Source organism: Pseudoxanthomonas sp. 22568, from assembly GCF_052044485.1.
Lineage (GTDB): Bacteria > Pseudomonadota > Gammaproteobacteria > Xanthomonadales > Xanthomonadaceae > Pseudoxanthomonas_A > Pseudoxanthomonas_A beigongshangi.
This window is the reverse complement of sequence record NZ_JBQENC010000022.1, coordinates 12,317-33,246: the sequence shown is the minus strand read 5'-3', so window position 1 is coordinate 33,246 and position 20,930 is coordinate 12,317. Positions and strand designations below refer to the sequence as shown.

The window sequence follows — 20,930 nt, the reverse complement described above, 5'->3', positions numbered from 1 at the left end:
TGGTGTCCGACCGGTGGCCGGGACGTCGGCGGATGATGCCGGAAGCGCCGGTGTCACGCACCTGCCGCCCATCGGCGCAGCCGGTCGTCGCGATGGCGGTTACCGGCGCATGGGCACGCGCACGCCCATCACCAGCAACCACAGGCAGGTGCCGATCTCGCCCAGCGTCGCGGGCAGGGTGATATATCCCGCCACGGCGGTCTCCGCGAAACCGGGTACCAGCAGGCGGGCGAACACATCGATCACGTAGCCCAGGCAACCCAGCATCAGCAGGATGCCCAGCACCCGTGGCAACAGGCGCGAGGTGAACACCAGCCAGCCGAACGGCAGCAGCCACAGTCCCCAGAACAGCTTGGACACCAGGATGCCGTTGGCGTAGCCCTTGAGCGCCAGCATCACCTGCGCGTTGAGCGCGTCAGCGGAAAACGCGCGCAGGTAGTCGGCGCCATCGAGCAAGCTCAACACATCGAGCTTGTGCAGCAGGTTGAAGAACGACAGCGGCACGCTGGCCACTGCCAGCGCCACCATCAGCGTGGCCGCGGTCCTGCCATGCAGTGCCAGCAGGCGGTACAGCGCCAGCGGCAGCAACAGGAACGCGAGATAGCAGACCAGCCCGGCGGCGATGCCGAGCCGGAACAGACCTTCGTTCGCGGTGATCTTCGCGACGGTCGCGGCGGCGTCGCCCGCCACCTGCGTCTGCGAGGGCACGTAGGCGATGCTGAAGATGCCGGCCAGCACCACGATCAGGTACAGCCCCCCGGCGATACGGGCGGTGGTGCGCGGATGGTGCAGGGTGACGGCGGAATCCATGTTCATGAGAGTGGTGTCCGGGGGCGTCAGAGCGGCCGGCGCGGCCATTTCAGCGCGAAGCCGACGATGGCCAGGCACAGCAGGATCTCGACCACGCCGAGCAACTGGTAGAAACGCCAGGCGCCCGGCATGGTCATCACCATGATGACGGCATAGGCAAGGCCCAGCAGCGCGTTCATCCAACGGCTGATCGCCGGCTTCATCACCAGCGACAGGAACACCATCAGTGCCGGTATCGCCATCATGATCGAGGTGCCAACCAGCACGTTCTGGGTCACCGCGCCGAGCGGACCCATCCGGCCGTCGATCATGTTGCCCAGCTTGCCCGGTACGTACAGGCCGAAATAGTCGCCGTACACGAAACACAGCATCAGGCTGGCCCACAGCGCGGACAGCTTGATCTTCACCGGAATCTTCGCGTCCTCCAGCGGAGGTGCGGCCTGCTTCATCGATGCCATGGATTCCCCTTGCCGGAACGCGTCGTGGAAACGGACAACTGGAGCGTGGTGCGGAGCAGCGGCGGCCGGGGAAGCGAATGCGGGCCGGGAGAAACCAAGGAGCCGACAACGGGCAGGCCACGCGTCTCTCCTCGCCTGTCCACGCCCGTTGTGGCCGGGGGCGACGTTAGCACGGCATCGAAGACCGGCAATATGCCAAAAGGAACGGCGACCTCCGTCCCCCCGCGCGTCACCGGCCGGCGGCGGGGGCCGCCAGGTGCTCCGCGATGCGATTGGCCAGCTCCACCAGCCGGTTCTGCGCCTGCGGATCCGATTCGTTCGCCAGCAGCACCATGCCCAGTCCGCGTTCCGGGTACAGCACCAGATAGCTGCTGAAGCCGAACGTGCCGCCGGTGTGCCAGATCATGCGTTGTCCATCGCTGGCGGTATCGACGTGCCAGTTCAGCGCGACCCGATCGTGTTCGGTCTCGACGGTGGGGCGATGGCTCAGCGCGATCGCTGGATTCGTTTCATCCAGTTGCAGGCGCAGGTAGCGGACCATGTCGGCGCTGGAGGAGATCAATCCGCCGGCTTCGCGCAGTTCGCGCATGTCGGTGATGTAGGGCATCACCCGGCCCGAGGCGTCATGGCCGACCGCCAGCGTGCCGGATGGGGAACCCGGATCGAAACCGGTCCGGTGCATGCCCAGCGGGCGCAGGATGCGCTCGTCCAGCAGTTCCGCATAGGGACGCTCGAAGGCATGTTCCAGCACCCTGACCAGCAACTGCGCGCCGACATTGGAATGGCGCGGGTCCGTGCCGGGCGCGGACTTCAGCGTCACCTGGTGCAAGTCACGATGGAAATCCTCGCGGGTGTAGTCGCGGTGGATGGCGATCAAGGCATCGGGAATCTGCTCGGGTTTCAGGCCGGTGAACAGATCCGGCCGGTCCGGCAGCCAATTGGGCAAACCGGAGGTCAGATTGGCCAGATGAACCACGCGGATCGGCTGGCCCTGGTATTCCAGGTTCGGATAGGACCCGGGCAGATAAAGGCGGATGTCGTCGTCCAGCTTGATGCGTCCTTCCTGCACGGCGTAGGCAAGCAGGGTGGCGGTGAACGTCTTGCTGTTGGAGCCGATTTCGTAACGGGTATCGGCGCTCGTGGCGGTGGCCTCGCCCTTGTTCCGCTTGCCGAAGTCGTAGCAGCTCGCGACACCCCGGCGCAGGATTCCGACCGAGAGACCCACGGTTTCCGGTGCCTGCGCGAATGCTGTTCCCAGCGACTGGATCGCGGCGTCATCGCCTTCCGCACAATCGGTCGCCCGCGCCGGCGAATGCAACGCGAACAGCAGCAATCCACTTCCCAGCCAAGCCATCGCACGCATGTGACGTTCCCGGATGAGCACCGGATGCCCTGTTCGACCCAGACGCTAGCACCCTCCGCCGACATGGTCACATGCCGGATGGACTAGTGGCGACCGGCCAGAGCCCGATGTGGATGCCTGTGGGAGCGACGCAAGCGGAGATGCCGTCAGGAAAACGTCGGAAAAGCCCGCGACTCACGTCGTTCCCACAGTCAAGCATGATCTCCCTTGTAGGAGCGACGTGAGTCGCGACCCTTCCCAGGCGGCGGTACAAAGACCTCGCGACTGACGTCGCTCCTACAAGGAGATGAGGGAAGAGGCTAATCCGGTGCGTAGGTACGCCAGTGCACCATGTGGCGGCCGTCGCGGCGCATCCCGACGAACTCGAATCCAGTGTAAGGGGCGGGACAGGTGAAGAAGTTGTACTGCGAGGCAAGCGTCCCCTGCGAAGGCCACCAGGAACGCGCGAACCGAACCGGCAGCGTCTGCGCATAAGTGGCCGGGAGGCAACCGTCGGGCAAGGGTATGCGGGTATCGCCGGGCAGGTCGAACGCCAGTGCACTGACGTTGGTGTCCAGGTTGTGCACTTCATGCAGCGCGGTCGCGCTTTCCGGCACCCAGGCGGGAATCCAGCCGCGGTCGATGGCGCCATCGGCGCGAGCCTCGGCCAGATCGTCATAGGCCGCATCGAAGGTGTCCGACAGGCATCCGGCGAGCAGGCCCAGGCATGGCAGGATGATCAGGAGCCAGCCTGTGGGAGCGACGTGAGTCGCGGGCTTTTTTCCAATCGTCATCGCGGGCCGTCGCGACTTACGTCGCTCCTACAGGGGAAATGGTGTTTGCGCTCAGAACGCCAGGACGGACCATAGCGGCGCCGGGTCGTTCCAGCGTTCGCGTGCGCCGAGGAATGCCAGTTCCACCAGTACCGCGGCACCGACCACTTCGGCGCCCTGCTGGCGCGCCAGCGCCACCGCCGCGCGCAGGGTGCCGCCGGTGGCGAGGACGTCGTCGATCACCAGCACGCGCGCGCCGGCGGGCAGGGCGTCGGCGTGGATTTCCAGCCGGTCGCTGCCGTATTCCAGCGCGTAGTCCAGGGTCAGGGTGCGCGCGGGCAGCTTGCCGGGTTTGCGCACGGGCACGAAGCCGATGTCGAGTTCGCGCGCCAGCGCCGCGCCCAGGATGAAGCCGCGCGATTCCACGCCGATCACCGCGTCCAGCGCGGTGCCGCGCCAGGGTTCGGCCAGTTCGGCCATCGCCTCGGCGAAGCCGTCGGCGTCGGCCAGCACCGGGGTGATGTCCTTGAACACGATGCCCGGCTTGGGGAAATCGGGTACGTCGCGGATCAGATCGGACCAGTGGGACATCGGGAGGCTCGCCAGGGAACAAGGGGGAGGGCGATGCTACCGCGTCCCCGCATACGAACGAAAACCGCCGGACGGGCCGGCGGTTTTCCAGGCGCGACTTGCTGGGGGATCAGAAGTCGTAGCGGACCTGCAACTGCGCCAGATCCACGTCCGCATCCTCGATCTCGAAGCGGCTGTATTCGCCGCGCAACGCCACCTTGTCGGTGAAGCGGTACTGCAGGCCCAGGCCGTAGGTGGCATCGGTGCCGCTGTCGTCGCGGGTGCGGGTCACTTCCGGCAACGCGCGATCCAGATCCCAGCGCTGCACGCCGGCCTTGGCATAGCCGGAGAACTTGTCGGTGAACGGCACGGTGGCGACCGCGGTCAGGGAAACGCTGCTGGCTTCCAGCGGGCGGCCGAGGTTGCCGCGCGGTTCCAGCTTGCCCAGATCCGAATAGCCGGCTTCCAGGCCGAACCAGTGGTTGAACTGGTAGCCGCCGAACACCGAGAACGCGGTGTCCTCGTCGTCGTAGCGCTGTTCGTCCACGCTGGACTGGCCGGCGCCGACGCCGGCGTAGAAGCCCTTGGGTTCGGCGGCCTGCGCCCCGAAGGCGATGCCGCCCAGCAGCACGGCGGAAAGAAGGGCACGGGACAGCTTGTTGTTGTTCTTCATGTCTGAAACTCCTGCATGCATCGCGCGGGGGAGGGAGTTGCGATGCGTGTGGCGACGGGTCCTGGCGGAGTGCCTGGGCAGCCGTCGTGCGAAGCAAAGATAGGGATGCGGACGCCGGAACAAACGGCGGCATCGGCGATGCAGTTTCCCGTCGATGGAACGAAGGAATGACGCATCGGCACTGGACTTCCGCGATGGATTGCGCGCAACGCGCGCCCGTTCCTTGACGCGGGGGATGCGGACGCAGCACGCGATTCGGGATGGACTCTCCCGCCGGGAAGGACTAATCACCGGAATCGGACTTGTCTATGCTGCGCGCTTCCCTTTCCCGAGCCGCCGCCATGAGCGAACCGCTGTCGATGTACCAGGCCTCCGTTCCCGTGCTGATCCGCGCCTTGCGCAACTTCAAGCACATCCTCGCCAAAGGCCAGGCGCATGCGCTGGCGCAGGGCTACGACCCGGCGGTGCTGCTGCAATCGCGCCTGTATCCGGACATGTTGCCGCTGCTGCGGCAAGTGCAGATCGCCACCGATACCGCCAAGTTCGCGCCGGCGCGGCTGGCCGGCGTGGACTCACCGCGCTTCGAGGACAATGAAACCAGTTTCGATGAATTGCAGGCGCGGCTGGATCGCGCGCTGGAGTTCCTCGGCAGCTTCACGCCGGCGCAGATCGACGGCAGCGAGGGCAGGGACGTGGTGCTGCCGCGTCGCAGCGGCGACCAGCATTTCAGCGGTCGCGACTATCTGCTGGGCTTCGTGCTGCCCAACCTGCTGTTCCATGTCGGCATCGCCTACGCCATCCTGCGCCACAACGGCGTGCCGCTGGGCAAGATGGATTACCTGGGCGAAGCCTGACGCTTCTTCCCGCGCGCGGGCGGATTCTCCGGCGTCGTCGCGGCGCCGGCGATCTCCCGCTGCCGCGCGCGACTCAGCGTGGCCAGCGCCGCCCGGTACGACCAGCGGATTAGCGATTGCAGTTCCTCATCGGGCATCGCGCGCACGTCCACCACGGTGATCCAGCGGTAGCGGCCCAGCCAGCGTGCCGGTTTGATGCCCGGTTGATCGGTCAGTTCCAGGAAGCGCTCCGGCGCGACCTTGAAACTGAAGCGCCAGCGCTCCGGCGCGCTGGTCTTGAAGTGGGCGAAGCGCTTGCCGCCGACGAAGTAGGCCAACAGGTTGGCCGGCTCGCCCCATTCGGTGACGGTGGCGCCGGGAAGGCCGGCGCAGAAGCGTTGGGTCTGTTGGAGGTCCATGGCTGCGGGCGGGGGGACAAGCTGGCATGATGCCACCGGGGCCCCTCGAGTCGTCGTCATGCTGCGTCGCCATCCCGTGGTGCTGTTCCTGCTGCTGACCGTTCTTTTCAGCCTGCCGTTCTATCTGTTGCTCAACCTGTCCTTCGCCAACGCCGAAGGGCGGCGCCTGTACGTCACCGGGCTGATGTGGAGCCCGGGCCTGGCCGCCGTGGTCGCCTGCCTGCTGGCGCGGATACCGCTGGCGAACCTGGGCTGGCGCTGGCCCGGCGGACGCTTGGCCCGGCTGAGCTACCTGATTCCGATTGGTTACGGCCTGTTCGCCTACGGGATCATCTGGGCGACCGGCCTGGGGCGGCTCTCCACCGAGATCTACCTGCCGTACGCGCGTCGCGTGATCGGCCTGCCCGATGCCTCCGACGGCGAAGTCATCGCGATGATGCTGGCCTTGCAACTGGGCATGGGCTTCATCCTCAACGTGGCGATGGCGCTGGGCGAGGAAATCGGCTGGCGCGGGCTGCTGGGGCCGCGGCTGGCGCGGCGATTCGGGTTCGGGGCGGGCGCCCTGTTCACCGGCCTGATCTGGGCGGTCTGGCACTACCCGGTGCTGTTCTGGCTGAACTTTCCAGGCGATCCGCCCAAACCCTTCGCGATGGCGTGCTTCACCGTCATGGTGACCGGCCTGAGCTTCGTCTATGCCTGGCTGCGTGAAAGCACCGGCAGCGTCTGGACGGCCGCGATCCTGCATGGCAGCCACAACGCGGTGATCACGCCGGTGTTCACCCTGCTGACGATCGAGACTGGTCTGATCACCGTGTACGCGGTGGACGAGTTCGGTTTCATGCTGGCGATCACCAGCGTGCTGATGGCGTTGTGGTGCTGGCGCCATCGTGCCCGCCAGGCCGGCGCGCGGGCGTTGGCGGAGGCCGCGGCATCCTGACCGACGTGCGACATTTCGTCGCACGCCCGCCGGATCAGGCACTTGCGCGGCTGGCCAGGCGCGCACGGGGCGTCGCCGATGACTAGAATCCCGGTCGTGATCCGGAACCCCACCTTTTCCCGTCCGATGGCCCGGCTGGCGCTCTGCGCCATGCTGCTGCTGGCGTTCGCGCCCGCGCTGAGCCGGGTGCTGGCCGCGGGTGCTTCCGGCGCGATGGCCGGCTGGGTCGAACTGTGCACCGCCAGCGGTCTGAAGTGGGTGGACACGGCGGCGCCGGCCGAAGACGCCACGCCCGCGCATCCGGCCACGCCGGCCGGCGCGGATTGCGCCTATTGCCCGCTGGCGTCGTCGTTGCCGCCGATGCCGCTGTCGCTGATCGCGCAGGTGCCGTTGCCGCCGCTGCCGCGACTGGCGATGCCCGGACGTCATCCCGTGCCGCACGCGCCGATCCGCCTGCGCGGGCTCGGTGGGCAGGGGCCGCCGTCGATTTTCTGAACCACGAGTACCGAGCTGTTATCGCGGCCGTGTGGCCGCGCCCGTGCTTTGGAGAATGCCGATGTCCGTTCACCTGCCGACGCGCCGGAGCGCGTCGCCGTTTGCCGTCCGCGGGAGCCGTCGTGCTCCCGCCGTTGCCGTTTCCACCTTGCTGCGCGTGGGCGCGCTGGGCCTGCTCGGCCTGCTGGCCGCCTGCGGTGAGCGCGAACGCATGGAGCCGGAAACCGAGCGCGCGGCATCCACGCCGGCGCAACCCGCGCCCGCCCGGGTGCGCGAGTGGAGCCTGCCCGCGCCCGTCGGCGCCGCGCAGCCGGATCTGGTAATCGCGCCGGATGGCCGACGCCTGCTGAGCTGGGTGGAACCGGCGACCGGCGATGCGCATCGCCTGCGCCTGGCGTGGGCCGACCAGGAGAACTGGCAGGCGCCGATCACGATCGCCGAAGGCAACGACTGGTTCCTTAACTGGGCCGACACCCCGCATGTGCAGGCGCTGCCCGATGGCTCGCTGTGGGCGCACTGGCTGCGCAGCACCGGGCCTTCGCGGATGGACTACGGCATCGATCTGGTGCGTTCCGGCGATGGTGGACGCAGCTGGAGCGCGCCGCAGCTGGTGCATCCGGCGGGTACCCGTGGCGATCACGGCTTCGTGACCTTCTGGGCACAGGCGCAGGACCAGCTCGGCATCGCCTGGCTGGACAGCCGCCAGAAGGCGGCCGCCGGCGTCGATCGTTCCGCCGATGCCGCGCACGATGGTGGCCATCACGGCGGTGGCGGCGCGATGATGCTGCGCGCGGCGCTGTACGGCGCGCAGGCGCGGCAACTGGCCGAATGGCCGCTCGATGCGTCCACCTGCGATTGCTGCACCACCGCGTCGGCGATCACCGAACGCGGCGTGGTGGTGGTGTATCGCGGACGCACCGCGGGCGAGATCCGCGATACCCGCATCGTGCGCTTCGACGGACAGGCATGGACCACGCCGCGCGATGTGCATACCGATGGCTGGCACATGCCCGCCTGTCCGGTGAATGGTCCGGTGGTGGCCGCGCGCGGCAACGATGTCTGGGTGGCGTGGTACACCGAGGCCGACGGTGCGCCGGAACTACGCGCGGCCCACTCCGGCGACGCGGGCGATCATTTCGACACACCGGTCACGCTTGCGCGCGGCGAACAGGTGCTGGGCCGGCTGGGCCTGGCGCTGGGTGATGGCCGCGTGCTGGCCAGCTGGCTGGAGGAAACCGGCGCGGGCGGCCAGCGTATCGTGCTGGGCAGCTACGATCCGCGCTGGCAATCCGCCACCCGCGTGGAGGTCGCCACGCTGGCCGCGCGCGGACGCGCCAGCGGGATGCCGCGCCTGCGCTGGGCCGATGGCGCCGCCTGGCTGGTGTGGACCGATGTGGATGACGGCAAACCGCAGTTGAAAGGCGCGTCGGTGCGCTGAGGGAGACGCGGGTGCGTCCCGGAATTCCGTTCGCGCGCACGGCAGCGCGGCTGGCGTTGCTGGCCGCGCTGCTGCTCGTGTTCGCGCCGTCGATCAGTCGCGTGCTCGCCAGCCGCGGCGGCGACGTGCTGGCCGGATGGGTCGAACTGTGCACGCCCGTCGGATTGAAGTGGGTGGATACCCGCGCGAACTCGGCACGGGAAAAAGCGCCGGCCGCGCCGACGTCTAGTTGGCCGGACGAGGGCGACGCCTGCCCGCAATGCCCGCTGGCCGCCACGTTGCCGCCGCCACCTGAGGCTTTCGACTGGGCGGCGTCGCCGTGCCCGCCCGCGCCTGGGCGTGGATTTGAAACATCATTGACGCGAAAAGCATTCCGGCCGGCGGGAGCGGGTTGCCGGGGACCACCAGCGGCGTAGCGCAACGCCATCACCGCCCCTGTTCCCACGGCGCCGCGCGCGCCGCTTCCGGAGTTTTACGTCCATGTCGATTCATCCTTGCGGCACGCTTCGCGCGTCCCGTCTTTCCCTGGCCGTGCTCGCGGCCCTGTCTTCCGTTCTCCCGTCCGCGATGGCGCGCGCCGCCGATGCGGATTCGCCACCCACCGACACGCAGGCCACCACCCTTGATGCCGTTCGCGTCGAAGGCCGCCGCACCGTCCTGGACGCGCCGGCCGGCACCGGTACCCGGCTCGGGTTGAGCGTGCGCGAGACGCCAGCCTCGATCACCATCCTCGATCGCGACACGCTCGATGCACGCGGCGTGCGCACCACCCAGGAGGCGCTGTCCGGCATTCCCGGCCTGACCGTGGCTTCGCCGCCGGGCAACGGCAACGCGGTGACGCTGCGCGGTTTTTCCGGCAGCCAGATTACCCAGCTGTTCAATGGCATCGACGTGCAGTACGCCTCGATCGCCGCGCGCCCGGTCGACGCCTGGCAGTACGAACGGGTGGAAGCGATCGGCGGCCCGTCGAGTTTCCTGTACGGCGCCGGTGCGGTCGGCGGCACCATCAACTACGTCACCCGGCTGGCGAACCTCGAACGCGACGACGCGCAATGGCAGGCCGGCATCGGCTCCTTCCGTGATCGCAGCGTGGCGATGGGCGCCAACCTGCGCCTGGGCGGCGACGCCGCGCGCCAGGCGTTGCGGCTGGATGTCAGCACACGCGATGCCGGCAGCGCCATCGACGGCCAGCGGCGCCAGGCGACCACCGTCGCCGCGTCGTGGCTGGCGCAATGGACGCCCACGCTGCGCCACACGCTGGCGCTGGAGCATCAGCAGGAAGACAACGACCGTCCCTACTGGGGCACGCCGGTGCGCCAACCGGCCGACGGGCGCCTGGCGGTGCTGCCGGAAACGGTGGGTCGCAACTACAACGTGTCCGATGGCTACTACGGGCAGGACGTGCTGTGGGCGCGCTCGATCCTGGAGTGGTCGCCGGGCGCGGCGGACACCGTGCGCAACACGATCTACCACTACGACGCCCTGCGCGACTACCGCAATGTCGAAAGCTATCGCCTGAGCGCCGATAACCGTAGCGTGATCCGCTCGGGCGCGCTGCTTCAGCGCCACGATCAGCAGGTCTACGGCAACCGGCTGGAGTGGTCGCACGACGGAGCCCTGGGTCGGTTGCCTTCGCGCTGGAACGCGGGACTGGACATCAGCTACAACCGCCAGACCCGCTTCCCGCAATCGCTGCCGGCGGTGATCGACACCGTGCCGCTGGATGCAGTCACCCCGGGCGATTTCCTCGACGTGCCCGGCGCGCAGCTCGCCTACCGGCCGGATCGCACCAATCGCCTGCATACCCAGGCCCTGTTCGTCGAAAACCTGACCGAACTGACCCCGTCGCTGTCACTGCTGACCGGCCTGCGCCGGGATCGCATCCGCCTGGACGTGGTCAATCATCGCGCCGCCAGCGCGAGCAATCCGGCACGGTTCGAACGCGAGTACACGCCCACCACCGGCCGCGCCGCGCTGAACTGGGCGATCACGCCGCAAGCCAGCGTGTACGTGCAGTACAGCACCGCCGCCGATCCGCCTGCCGGCATCCTCAGCACGGCCAGCTTCGCCAACGTGCGCGACTTCGATCTGACCACCGGCCGCCAGGGCGAACTGGGGGCGAAATTCCAGTCGCGCGATGGCCGCCACTTCGCGACATTGGCGGCGTACCGGATCGTGCGCCACAACCTCGCCATCAGCGATCCGGCCAATCCCGGCCAGACCCTGCCGATCGGCAGGCAATCGGCGCGCGGCGTCGAAGCCACCTTCGGCTGGCAACCGCTGGAGGGACTGGATGTGCAGGGCAACCTGGCCTGGGTGGACGCGAGCCTTGATGATTTCTTCGAGAACGTTGGCGGCGTGCCGGTGTCGCGCGCGGGNCCAACACGCCCGCGCGGGTCGGCAACCTGTGGGTGGACTACGCCTTCGACGATCGCTGGTCGGCCGGCGTGGACCTGCGTGGCGTGTCCTCGCGTCATGCGAACGCGGCCAACACGCTGTCCACCGCCGGCTACGCGCTGTGGGGCGCGCACGTGAGCTGGCAATGGAGTCCGCACACGCGGCTCACCCTGCGCGGTCGCAACCTCGGCGACCGCACCCACGTCGTGTACGCGCTGAACGACAGCATGGTCTACCTGGGTGATCCGCGCAGCTGGGAATTGGTGCTGCGGCAGTCGTTCTGATCGCGATGCGCCTGCGCGCGGGTCAGGCGGGTTTGTCCAGTACGTCGCGCAGGGCGTCTTCCAATTGCGGAAAGCGGAAGCGGAAGCCTTCCACCAGCGCGTGCATGGGCATGACGCGCTGGCCGGTCAGCATCAACTGCGCACCCTCGCCAAAGGCCAGCCGCAACAGCGGCGAGGGCGTCGGCAGCAATGCCGGACGATGCAGTACCCGCCCGAGGGTGCGCGCGAACTCGCGGTTGCGCACTGGTTCGGGGGCAGTGCCGTTGTAGGCGCCGCCCGCGGATTCGAATTCGAGCAGCCACTGGATCAGGCCGATCAGATCCTCGCGGTGGATCCAGCTCATCCATTGGCGGCCGTGGCCGATCGGGCCGCCCAAGCCCCAGCGGAACGGCGGCAGCATCTTCCCCAGCGCGCCGCCGTCGGCGCCGAGCACGATGCCGGTACGCAGGCGGCACACCCGCAGGCCCAGATCCTCGGCCTGCATGGCGGCGTGTTCCCAGTCGCGGCACAGGACGGCGGCGAAATCGTCTCCGGCCGGGGTGGATTCATCCAGCAGGGCGTCTCCGTGCGCGCCGTAGTAGCCAATCGCCGAGCCGGAGACCAGCACATGCGGACGGCGCAGGCGCGGGGCCATCCAGCGCACCAGCTGGGCGGTGGTGTTCAGGCGCGAATCGCGGATGGCCTGCTTCTGCCGGGCGCTCCATCGGCGTCCCACCAGCGGTTCACCGGCCAGGTTGACCACCGCCTCTATCTCGCCCGCCTCGGCCAGATCCTCGATGACCGCCACGCCAGGCAGGCGCTGGCGGGCCAGGACGGGGCGGCGGGACCATACGGTCAGGCGATGGCCGCCGGCCAGGAGCCGGGTACACAGGGCGCGGCCGATGAAGCCGGTACCGCCGGTGAGCAGGATGCGCATTCAGGAAGGGCGTCGTGGGGCCTTCCAGGGTACGCCTAGGCGCGTGTTCCGCCCGTGGAAAGCATCGTGCGCTCGGCTTCGGGGCGCGGGGCGACTAAAATTCGCGGATGCCCGTTTCTTCCCCGCGCCCGTCCCTCCTGCTGCTCCCCGGCCTGCTGTGCGATGCGCGGCTGTGGCGGGACCAGGTGGAAGGCCTGGCCGATCTGGCCGACATCACCGTCCCCGACCTGACCCTGGACGACAGCGTCGGCGCGATGGCCGCGCGCGTGCTGGCGCAGGCGCCGGCGCGGTTCGCGCTGGGCGCGCTGTCGATGGGCGGCTACGTGGCGTTCGAGATCCTGCGCCAGGCGCCGCAGCGGGTGGAGCGGCTGGCGCTGCTGTCGACCAGCGCGCGCGCCGATCCGCCCAAGCGCGCGGCGGTGCGCCGGGCCAGCCTGGCGCTGGCCGAGCGCGGTCGCTTCGCCGGGGTCACCCGCAAGCTGCTGCCGCAACTGGTGCATGCCAGCCGGGTCGACACGCCGGTCGGCGAGGAGGTGATGGCGATGGCCGAGCGGGTGGGCCGCGACGCCTTCCTGCGCCAGCAGCGCGCGATCCTGGAACGCCCCGATTCGCAGCCGCTGCTGCCCACCCTGTCGATGCCGACCGTGGTCGGCGTGGGCGACGACGACCGCATGACCGCGCCGGAGGAATCCAGGATCCTCCAGACCGGCATCGCCGGCGCGCGATTGCACGTGTTCACCCATTGCGGCCATCTTCCGCCGATGGAAAAGCCGCGCGAAACCAGCGACCTGCTGCGGGCCTGGCTGACCGCCTGAGCCACGCGATTTCCCCCTCCACTCACTTCCCCCGAACTCAGGAGCATTTATGGAACTGGCAATGATCGGCTTGGGCCGCATGGGCGCCAACATGGCCGAACGCCTCACCCGCGGCGGACACCGCGTGCACGGCTACGACCCCGGCGAACCCGCGCGCAAGCAGGCGGCCGAGCGCGGCATCGCCATTGCCGATTCCCTGCAGGCGGTGGTGGCCGCGCTGCCGTCGCCGCGCATCGTCTGGGTGATGGTGCCGGCGGGCGTGGTCGACGACACCCTGGATACGCTGCTGCCGCTGCTGTCGGCCGGCGACACCGTCATCGACGGCGGCAATTCCAACTACAAGGAAACCATGCGCCGCGGCGCGCGCCTGGCCGAGGCCGGCGTGCACTACGTCGACAGCGGCACCAGCGGCGGCGTGTGGGGCCTGGCCGAAGGCTACAGCCTGATGATCGGCGGCGATAAGCCGGCGGTGGAAGCGCTGCGGCCGGTGTTCGAAACCCTCGCGCCGGCGGCCGATCGCGGCTGGGGCCATGTCGGTCCCTCCGGCGCGGGCCATTTCACCAAGATGATTCACAACGGCATCGAGTACGGAATGATGCAGGCGTTCGCGGAAGGCTTCGCCATCCTGGAGCGCAAGGAAGCCTTCGGCATCGATCTGCAGCAGGTCGCGGAAATCTGGCGCCATGGCAGCGTCGTGCGTTCCTGGCTGCTGGACCTGACCTCCGATGCACTGAAGAAGAATCCGACCCTGGCCGGCATCGCGCCGTACGTCGAGGATTCGGGCGAAGGCCGCTGGACGGTGGCCGAGGCCATCGATCTGGACGTGTCGGCACCGGTCATCACCATGTCGCTGCTGGAGCGCCTGCGTTCGCGCGAGGACGATTCCTTCGCCGACAAGCTGCTGGCGGCGATGCGCAACGAATTCGGCGGGCATCGCATCAAGCAGGGCTGATCCGGAAAGGTGACAGGGCGGTGACGGTAACGCGATCGCCACGGGATCGTTACCTGCCTTTAGCGGTTGCGCTGCTAGCGTCGCCACTTCCCCGATGTTCCCGCATGGAGCCGGATCATGAAGATCCTGATGGTGTTGACCTCGCACGATCGCCTGGGCGAAACCGGCCACAAGACCGGTTTCTGGCTGGAGGAGTTCGCCGCGCCGTACTACGTGTTCAAGGATGCGGGCGCGGAGATCGTGCTCGCCTCGCCACGTGGTGGCCAGCCACCGCTGGATCCGAAGAGCGACGCCGCCGACGCGCAGACGCCGGCGACGCTGCGTTTCAACAACGACACCGTCGCGATCGCCGAACTGGCGCAGACGCGGCCGCTGGCGGACGTGCTCGACGAGGACGTGGACGCGGTGTTCTATCCCGGCGGGCATGGCCCGCTGTGGGATCTGTCCGAGGACGCGGATTCGATCCGCCTGATCGAAACCCGTTTCGCCGCCGGCAAGCCGGTGGCGGCGGTCTGCCATGGACCGGCGGTGCTGCGCCACGCGCAGGGAACGCTCAGCCAGCCGCTGGTGAAGGACAAGCGGGTCACCGGCTTCACCAATGCCGAGGAAGCGGCGGTGGAACTCACCGACATCGTGCCGTTCCTGCTGGAGGATGAGCTGAAGGCCAAGGGCGCGCGCTTCGAGGCCGCTCCGCCGTTCCAGCCGCACGTGGTGGTGGATGGCAAGCTGGTCACCGGGCAGAACCCCGCCTCGTCCGAACCGGCGGCGCGCGCGCTGCTCGGACTGATCGCCTGACGGTCCGCCACCTTCACGGGTGCTTATCGTCGCGGCGCTAGAGTGGAACCGTCCCTCCCTGGAGCGACGGCCATGATCGAAGTTCCGCAGACGCTGTACACGCGGCAGGCCGACATCGAACGGCTCGAGGCGATGGTGCGGGCGCTGCCCGACGAGGCGGTGGTGGAACTGCGCCTCACCGATGGCGGCACGCTGACCGGCACCGTCTCCACCCGCCCGAGCGTGCAGGTGTTCCGCGACGCCGACGGCGTGGAAGGCTTCAACGCGGTGGTCCGCCTGGACGACCAGCGCGATCCCGCACGCGCGCACTATCTGTGGATGGATAGCATCCGCGAGATCGTGCAGCTCGGTTCCGCCTGAGCCGGCATCGACCCATGCCGCAACTGCCTTCCGCCGATATCGACTGCCCTTACTGCGGTGAAGCGATCACGCTGTTCGTCGACGATACGGCCGGGGATCAGGACTATGTCGAGGATTGCCAGGTCTGCTGCCGGCCCATCGAAATCCGTGTGCGGATGGACGAGGACGGCGTGCCGGCGGTGTCGGTGCAACGCCAGGACGACGCCTGAGCCGGTCTTGACACGGCGTTCGCCCTCGGAGGGCCAGCATGAATCGTCCTTCTCGAGGAGCGCGGCCATGGGCATGCGGAAGATCCTGGGAGGAGGGCTGGCGCTGCTGATCACCGCATGCGCCCCCTCCGTTGCGCAACAGGCCAGCGAAACCGGGCCGCGGCCGGAACTGCCGGCTCCGCAGAAGCGCTGGATTCCCACGGTCAACATTGCTCCCGCGGTCGGCTGGCCGGAGGGCGCGGCGCCAACCGCCGCCGAAGGACTGGCGGTGCAGGCGTTCGCCCGCGATCTGGATCATCCGCGCTGGTTGTACGTGCTGCCGAATGGCGACGTGCTGGTGGCGGAAACCAACGCGCCACCCAAGCCCAGCGAGAAGGGGGGACTGCGCAGCTGGTTCATGAAGCGCACGATGGCCAAGGCCGGGGCCGGCGTACCCAGCGCCAACCGGATCACCTTGTTGCGCGACGCGGACGGGGATGGCGTCGCCGAGACCCGCCACGTGCTGCTGTCGGAGCTGTTCTCGCCGTTCGGCATGGCGCTGGTCGGCGACCAGCTCTACATCGCCAACGCCGACGCGGTGGTGCGGGTGCCGTACCGCGCCGGCCAGACCCGCATCGACGCCACGCCGGTGAAGCTCGCCGATCTGCCCGGCGGGCCGATCAACCACCACTGGACCAAGAGCCTGCTGGCCAGCGCCGACGGCCGCCGGCTGTACGTCGGCGTGGGCTCCAACAGCAACATCGGCGAGAACGGGATGGCGCACGAGACCGACCGCGCCGCGGTGCTGGAAATCGACATCGCCAGCGGCCAGCGGCGCGTGCATGCCTCCGGCCTGCGCAATCCGGTCGGACTGGCATGGGAACCGATCACCGGCGCGCTGTGGACGGTGGTGAACGAGCGCGACGAAATTGGCGATCAACTGGTGCCGGACTACCTGACCCGCGTGCGCGAGGGCGCTTTCTACGGCTGGCCCTACAGTTATTACGGCGCGCACGTGGACGCGCGGGTGCAGCCGCAGGATCCCGCGCGGGTCGCGCGCGCCATCGCCCCGGACTATGCGCTGGGCGCGCACGTGGCGGCGCTGGGACTGGCCTTCGCGCGCGGCGAACCGATGCCGGCGCGTTTCCGCGAAGGCGCGTTCATCGGCCTGCACGGCTCCTGGAACCGCTCCGAACCGGCGGGCTACAAGGTGGTGTTCGTGCCGTTCGCGCAGGGCCAGCCGACGGGATCGCCGATCGACGTGCTCACCGGCTTCCTCGATGCCGAAGGCAACGCGCGCGGTCGGCCGGTCGGCGTGGCGTTCGACCGCGGCGGCGCGTTGCTGGTGGCGGACGATGTGGGAAATGTTGTCTGGAGGCTCGCCCCGCGTTGAGGACGTAAGCGCAATGACAGTCCGCCGGGCGTATGCTCGCGCCGTCCGACAACCTGGGGAGGGAAGGGCATATGAACGGCACGATGGAGATTCCGCGTTCCAAGGGGTTCTGGCTGGTCGCCGTCCTCGCGCTGATCTGGAACCTGATCGGCGTGGCGATGTTCTGGATGCAGGTGAACATGAGCGCCGAAGCGCTGGCAGCGATGACCGAGCAGCAGCGTCAGGTCTACGAGGCGACGCCGATGTGGCTCAACGTGGCCTTCGCGATCGCGGTGTTCGGCGGCGTATTGGGTGCAATCGGCATGCTGATGGGGAAACGCTGGGCGGTGACGATGTTCTTCGTCTCCCTGCTCGCGCTGCTGGTGCAGATGATCGGCGCCTACCTGGTGACCCCGGCCTGGGATGCCTACGGCGTGGCGGGGCTGGTGATGCCGGCGGTGTTGATCGTCATCGCCCTGCTGTTCTGGCGCTACGCGCAGAAATGCATGGTGCGCGGATGGCTGGTGTAGGGAAGAGCAAATTCCCCTCACCTCAAGCGCTTCTCAACCGCCGAATGGCGGGTCAAGCGGGAGGCAAAAAAGCCGAAGTTCGCAATTGCCCCCTTTGAAAAAGGGGGCGGGCACCTGCGTAAGCAGGTGACGGGGGATTTGCTCTTGGCGCCAAAAGCAAATCCCCCTCAATCCCCCTTTTTCAAAGGGGGAGGCAAAAGCCGAGTGTTTTCCGAATCCTGGCTATCCATCGGATAGCCCCCTTTGAAAAAGGGGGCGGGCACCTGCGTGAGCAGGTGACGGGGGATTTGCTCTTGGTGCCAAAAGCAAATCCCCCTCAATCCCCCTTTTTCAAAGGGGGAGGAAAAAGCAGCATCCGCCGATTCCCGATCCGCCGATTCCCGATTCCCGGCTCTCAACCCATCTCCGCCACGTCTAGCCCGATGAATCCACCGGACTGCCGACGCCACAGCGCCGCATACAGGCCGTCGCGTTGCAGCAGTTCGTCGTGGCTACCGGTTTCGATGATGCGGCCCTGGTCCATCACCACCAGGCGATCGAGCACGGCGATGGTGGACAGGCGGTGGGCGATGGCGATGACGGTCTTGCCTTCCATCAGCGCGTAGAGCTGTTCCTGGATCGCGGCCTCGACTTCCGAGTCCAGCGCCGAGGTTGCTTCGTCCAGCACCAGGATCGGGGCGTCCTTCAGCAGCACGCGCGCGATCGCCACGCGCTGGCGCTGGCCGCCGGACAGCTTCACGCCGCGCTCGCCGACATGGGTGTCGTAGCCGCTGCGGCCCTTGGCGTCGGTCAGCGTGCGGATGAACTCATCCGCGTGCGCGCGCCGGGAGGCTTCGACGATCTGCGCCTCGTCCGCGTCCGGCCGTCCGTAGCGGATGTTGTCGCGGATGGAACGGTGCAGCAGCGAGGTGTCCTGGGTGACCATGCCGATGTTGCGGCGCAGGGACTCCTGGCGGACCCGGGCGATGTCCTGCCCGTCGATCAGGATGCGCCCGCCCTCCAGGTCGTAGAAGCGCAGCAGCAGGTTGACCAGGGTCGATTTGCCGGCACCGGAGCGGCCGACGATGCCGACCTTTTCGCCCGGACGGATGACCAGCGACAGATCCTCGATGACCTTGGAGGTGCGGCCATAGTGGAACTGCAGGTGCTCGAAGCGGATCTCGCCGCGGCTGACCTCCAGGTCGCGCGCGCCGTCGCCGTCGGTGATCGCCAGCGGCTGGGCGATGGTGTTCATGCCGTCCTCGACCGTGCCGATGTTCTCGAACAGGCTGGCGACTTCCCACAGGATCCAGTCCGACATCGAGCGGATGCGCATTACCAGGGCGATCGCGACCGCAATCGCGCCCAGCGAGATCGAACCCTGCAGCCACGCCATCACCGCCAGTCCGCCCACGCCGGCCAGCAGCAGCGCGTTGATGCTGTGCAGGCTGACGGTCAGCTGGGTGACCAGCCGCATCTGCCGGTGCACGGTGACCATGAACTCGTCCATCGCGTCGCGTGCGTAGTCCTGCTCGCGCATGGTGTGGGCGAACAGCTTGATGGTCTGGATGTTGGTGTAGCTGTCCACGATCCGGCCGGTCATCTGCGCGCGCGCGTCGGACTGGGCCATCGACACCCGCTGCAGGCGCGGGACGAACCAGAACAGGATGACCAGGTAGCCGACCAGCCACAGCGCCAGCGGCAGGATCAGGCGCAGGTCCGCGCGCCCGACCAGGATCACCGTGCCGACGAAATAGACGGCGACGTAGACGAACACGTCCATCAGCTTCATCACCGTCTCGCGGATCGCCAGCGCGGTCTGCATGACCTTCTGCGAGATGCGGCCGGCGAACTCGTCCTGGAAGAACGACACGCTCTGCCGCAGCAGGTAGCGGTGCGACAGCCAGCGCGCGATCATCGGGTAGTTGCCGAAGATGGTCTGGTGGATCACCAGCGACTGCACCAGCACCAGCAGCGGGTACACCACCACCACCAGCGTGCCCATCCACAGCAGGGTCGAACCGTGGGTGGACAGGAAGCTGGCGCGATCGGCGCTGCCGAGCCAGTCGACCAGATCGCCCATGAAATCGAAGAACAGGATTTCCAGCGCGGAGATGGCACCGGTCAGGACCGACATCAGCAGCAGCCACGGCAGCAGCGGCCGCGAGTAATGCAGCAGGAACGCGAACAGCTTGCGCGGCGGCGTGGCGGGTTCGCCGGCGGGATAGGGATCAATCCGCTTTTCGAAGAATCGGAACATCGGTCGGGTCTTCCATGTGCACGCGGCACGTCAGGGGGAATGCCCGCCCCGCCATCTCCGGCGGCGGTGGGCCGTCATCGCGCGGGATAGGGCCAGGCCGCGCGCGCCTGGCGCAGGGCATGGCCCATCCAGGCCAACTGGTCGAGCATGGTGGAGGCGGCCTGCGCGCTGGCCGCCGCGTCGCGCGGCTGCCCATCGGCGCCGAAACGGTCCCACGCCATCGGGAACAGTACCGAATTGCGCACCGCGCAGGCGTGCAGTCCGGAGAACACCTGGCGCAGTTGCTCCACCGCGCGCGAACCGCCGCTGACGCCGCCATACGCGACGAACGCCACCGGCTTGGCCTGCCAATGCTCCTGGACCGAATCGATCAGGAACTTCAGCGCCGCGGGATAGCCGTAATTGTACTCCGGCACCACCAGCAGGAAGGCATCGGCGCGCCAGATCCGCTGCTGCAGGTTGACCAGATCGGCGGAGGGCGTCATGCCGTGCCGATGCGGCAGGTCCATCAGGGCGGGGTCGACCACGTCCACCGCGTAGTCGCGGCGCTGGTCTATCTGGCCGCGGATCCAGTTGGCGACCACGTCGCAGAAGCGGCCTTCACGGTTGCTGCCATAGATCAGGGCCAGGTCGAGGGGAGGAGTCATGACGCATCAAGGACTTGCAGGGAGAGGCTGCACAGGGTAAAACCTCAATCAATATTGAGGTCAAGCGAGTGTGGCCATGTCCGCGCAAGCCAAACCGGAAACGGCGAAGAAAAAGGCGAACGTCTGCATGGAACTGACCGTGGGCGAAGTGGCGGCGAGAGCGGGGGTGGCGGTCTCCACCCTGCATTTCTATGAAAGCAAGGGCCTGATACACAGCTGGCGCAATGCCGGCAACCAGCGCCGCTACCCGCGCGAGGTGCTGCGGCGGGTCGCGATCATCAAGGTGGCGCAGCGCACCGGCATTCCGCTCGCCGAGATCCGCGAGGCCCTGTCTTCGCTGCCGGAAGGGCGCACGCCCACCGCCGCCGACTGGCGCAAGCTTTCCGCGCGCTGGCAGGCGGATCTGGACGACCGCATCGAGCGGCTCACCCGCCTGCGCGACCACATGGACAGCTGCATCGGCTGCGGCTGCCTGTCGCTGAAGGTCTGCCCGCTGCGCAACCCGCTGGATGAACTGGCGGACGAAGGTCCCGGCCCCCGCCTGCTCGACCCTTGACGTAGAGCCGAGCTCGCTCGGCTCCGAGGCACCCGGAGAAAAGAGAAACCTCCCGCGCGGCACCAGCGGAGCAAGCTCCGCTCTACATGTAGAGCCGAGCTTGCTCGGCTCCGAGATGTCCGGCGAAAAAG

The 20,930-nt window shown here is 68.1% G+C and carries 24 protein-coding genes and 1 pseudogene; 15 read left to right on the top strand and 10 right to left on the bottom strand.

All coding sequences use genetic code 11. The features are described from left to right. Positions 1–99: 99 nt before the first annotated feature. The 6 genes from ACTJI2_RS19150 to ACTJI2_RS19125 all read right to left on the bottom strand — a co-directional run bounded on the left by ACTJI2_RS19150 (position 100) and on the right by ACTJI2_RS19125 (position 4,626). Positions 100–816: a DUF4386 domain-containing protein gene (locus ACTJI2_RS19150; RefSeq protein WP_440843031.1), complete on the bottom strand. Its 717-nt coding sequence runs from the start codon at positions 814–816 to the stop codon at positions 100–102. Between the two features lie 20 nt (positions 817–836). After that, positions 837–1,268, bottom strand: a complete 432-nt coding sequence (locus tag ACTJI2_RS19145; protein WP_440843030.1) for a DUF6326 family protein — start codon at positions 1,266–1,268, stop codon at positions 837–839. Positions 1,269–1,497: 229 nt separating this feature from the next. Then, positions 1,498–2,631, bottom strand: a complete 1,134-nt coding sequence (locus ACTJI2_RS19140) for a serine hydrolase domain-containing protein (protein ID WP_440843029.1) — start codon at positions 2,629–2,631, stop codon at positions 1,498–1,500. Between the two features lie 299 nt (positions 2,632–2,930). Beyond that, a complete protein-coding gene (locus ACTJI2_RS19135) occupies positions 2,931–3,404 on the bottom strand; it encodes a hypothetical protein (protein ID WP_440843028.1) in 474 nt (157 codons plus the stop codon). 51 nt (positions 3,405–3,455) lie between these two features. Further along, a complete protein-coding gene (locus ACTJI2_RS19130; protein WP_192197250.1) occupies positions 3,456–3,974 on the bottom strand; it encodes an adenine phosphoribosyltransferase in 519 nt (172 codons plus the stop codon). Between the two features lie 109 nt (positions 3,975–4,083). Further along, a complete protein-coding gene (locus ACTJI2_RS19125) occupies positions 4,084–4,626 on the bottom strand; it encodes a porin family protein (RefSeq protein WP_440843027.1) in 543 nt (180 codons plus the stop codon). A gap of 341 nt (positions 4,627–4,967) precedes the next feature. Between ACTJI2_RS19125 and ACTJI2_RS19120 the strand changes: the two genes are divergently transcribed. Next, the gene (locus ACTJI2_RS19120) at positions 4,968–5,480 is read left to right on the top strand and encodes a DUF1993 domain-containing protein (RefSeq protein WP_440843026.1); all 513 of its coding nucleotides are present in this window, start codon (positions 4,968–4,970) and stop codon (positions 5,478–5,480) included. On the opposite strand, the gene ACTJI2_RS19115 is transcribed toward ACTJI2_RS19120, so the two are convergent. Continuing rightward, positions 5,462–5,878, bottom strand: coding sequence for an MmcQ/YjbR family DNA-binding protein (locus tag ACTJI2_RS19115; protein WP_440843025.1), 417 nt, complete (start codon positions 5,876–5,878; stop codon positions 5,462–5,464). The two genes, ACTJI2_RS19120 and ACTJI2_RS19115, sit on opposite strands and share 19 nt — an antisense overlap. A gap of 58 nt (positions 5,879–5,936) precedes the next feature. Between ACTJI2_RS19115 and ACTJI2_RS19110 the strand changes: the two genes are divergently transcribed. The 6 genes and pseudogenes from ACTJI2_RS19110 (at position 5,937) to ACTJI2_RS19085 (ending at position 11,429) form a co-directional block, all read left to right on the top strand. Next, positions 5,937–6,815: a lysostaphin resistance A-like protein gene (locus ACTJI2_RS19110; protein WP_440843024.1), complete on the top strand. Its 879-nt coding sequence runs from the start codon at positions 5,937–5,939 to the stop codon at positions 6,813–6,815. A gap of 96 nt (positions 6,816–6,911) precedes the next feature. Next, positions 6,912–7,310 carry a DUF2946 family protein gene (locus tag ACTJI2_RS19105; protein WP_440843023.1) on the top strand — a complete coding sequence of 133 codons (399 nt, stop codon included), beginning with the start codon at positions 6,912–6,914 and terminating at the stop codon, positions 7,308–7,310. Positions 7,311–7,371: 61 nt separating this feature from the next. Then, positions 7,372–8,748 (top strand): hypothetical protein, encoded by a 1,377-nt coding sequence (locus ACTJI2_RS19100; protein ID WP_440843022.1) that lies wholly within the window; start codon positions 7,372–7,374, stop codon positions 8,746–8,748. A gap of 11 nt (positions 8,749–8,759) precedes the next feature. Beyond that, positions 8,760–9,164 carry a DUF2946 family protein gene (locus ACTJI2_RS19095; RefSeq protein WP_440843021.1) on the top strand — a complete coding sequence of 135 codons (405 nt, stop codon included), beginning with the start codon at positions 8,760–8,762 and terminating at the stop codon, positions 9,162–9,164. A gap of 64 nt (positions 9,165–9,228) precedes the next feature. Beyond that, positions 9,229–11,061: pseudogene (locus tag ACTJI2_RS19090) on the top strand (TonB-dependent receptor); the annotation flags it as partial. Between the two features lie 98 nt (positions 11,062–11,159). After that, entirely contained in the window at positions 11,160–11,429 is a 270-nt protein-coding gene (locus ACTJI2_RS19085; protein WP_440843020.1) for a hypothetical protein, read from the top strand. Between the two features lie 22 nt (positions 11,430–11,451). On the opposite strand, the gene ACTJI2_RS19080 is transcribed toward ACTJI2_RS19085, so the two are convergent. After that, the gene (locus ACTJI2_RS19080; RefSeq protein ID WP_440843019.1) at positions 11,452–12,345 is read right to left on the bottom strand and encodes a TIGR01777 family oxidoreductase; all 894 of its coding nucleotides are present in this window, start codon (positions 12,343–12,345) and stop codon (positions 11,452–11,454) included. A 107-nt stretch (positions 12,346–12,452) separates the two neighbouring features. On the opposite strand from ACTJI2_RS19080, the gene ACTJI2_RS19075 reads away from it, so the two are divergent. From ACTJI2_RS19075 to ACTJI2_RS19045, 7 genes are all read left to right on the top strand, one after another. After that, a complete protein-coding gene (locus ACTJI2_RS19075; RefSeq protein ID WP_440843018.1) occupies positions 12,453–13,160 on the top strand; it encodes an alpha/beta fold hydrolase in 708 nt (235 codons plus the stop codon). A gap of 49 nt (positions 13,161–13,209) precedes the next feature. After that, positions 13,210–14,112 (top strand): phosphogluconate dehydrogenase (NAD(+)-dependent, decarboxylating), encoded by a 903-nt coding sequence (gene gnd, locus ACTJI2_RS19070; protein ID WP_440843017.1) that lies wholly within the window; start codon positions 13,210–13,212, stop codon positions 14,110–14,112. A 117-nt stretch (positions 14,113–14,229) separates the two neighbouring features. Continuing rightward, a complete protein-coding gene (locus tag ACTJI2_RS19065; RefSeq protein ID WP_440843016.1) occupies positions 14,230–14,907 on the top strand; it encodes a type 1 glutamine amidotransferase domain-containing protein in 678 nt (225 codons plus the stop codon). Positions 14,908–14,979: 72 nt separating this feature from the next. Continuing rightward, positions 14,980–15,267 carry a DUF3247 family protein gene (locus tag ACTJI2_RS19060; protein ID WP_192197257.1) on the top strand — a complete coding sequence of 96 codons (288 nt, stop codon included), beginning with the start codon at positions 14,980–14,982 and terminating at the stop codon, positions 15,265–15,267. A 14-nt stretch (positions 15,268–15,281) separates the two neighbouring features. Then, complete coding sequence (locus ACTJI2_RS19055) at positions 15,282–15,476, top strand: CPXCG motif-containing cysteine-rich protein (protein ID WP_183644513.1); 195 nt, start codon at positions 15,282–15,284, stop codon at positions 15,474–15,476. 67 nt (positions 15,477–15,543) lie between these two features. Then, the gene (locus ACTJI2_RS19050) at positions 15,544–16,848 is read left to right on the top strand and encodes a PQQ-dependent sugar dehydrogenase (RefSeq protein WP_440843015.1); all 1,305 of its coding nucleotides are present in this window, start codon (positions 15,544–15,546) and stop codon (positions 16,846–16,848) included. A gap of 71 nt (positions 16,849–16,919) precedes the next feature. Continuing rightward, on the top strand, positions 16,920–17,357 hold the full coding sequence (locus tag ACTJI2_RS19045) for a hypothetical protein (RefSeq protein ID WP_440843014.1): 438 nt from the start codon (positions 16,920–16,922) through the stop codon (positions 17,355–17,357). A gap of 394 nt (positions 17,358–17,751) precedes the next feature. Here the strand turns inward: ACTJI2_RS19045 and ACTJI2_RS19040 are convergent, their stop codons facing one another. Continuing rightward, positions 17,752–19,596, bottom strand: a complete 1,845-nt coding sequence (locus tag ACTJI2_RS19040; RefSeq protein WP_440843013.1) for an ABC transporter ATP-binding protein — start codon at positions 19,594–19,596, stop codon at positions 17,752–17,754. 74 nt (positions 19,597–19,670) lie between these two features. Then, complete coding sequence (locus tag ACTJI2_RS19035; protein ID WP_203323518.1) at positions 19,671–20,243, bottom strand: NADPH-dependent FMN reductase; 573 nt, start codon at positions 20,241–20,243, stop codon at positions 19,671–19,673. Positions 20,244–20,319: 76 nt separating this feature from the next. Here ACTJI2_RS19035 and soxR point away from each other — a divergent pair, with 76 nt between their 5' ends. Next, on the top strand, positions 20,320–20,799 hold the full coding sequence (gene soxR / locus ACTJI2_RS19030; RefSeq protein WP_305076303.1) for a redox-sensitive transcriptional activator SoxR: 480 nt from the start codon (positions 20,320–20,322) through the stop codon (positions 20,797–20,799). The last annotated feature ends 131 nt before the right edge of the window (positions 20,800–20,930 follow it).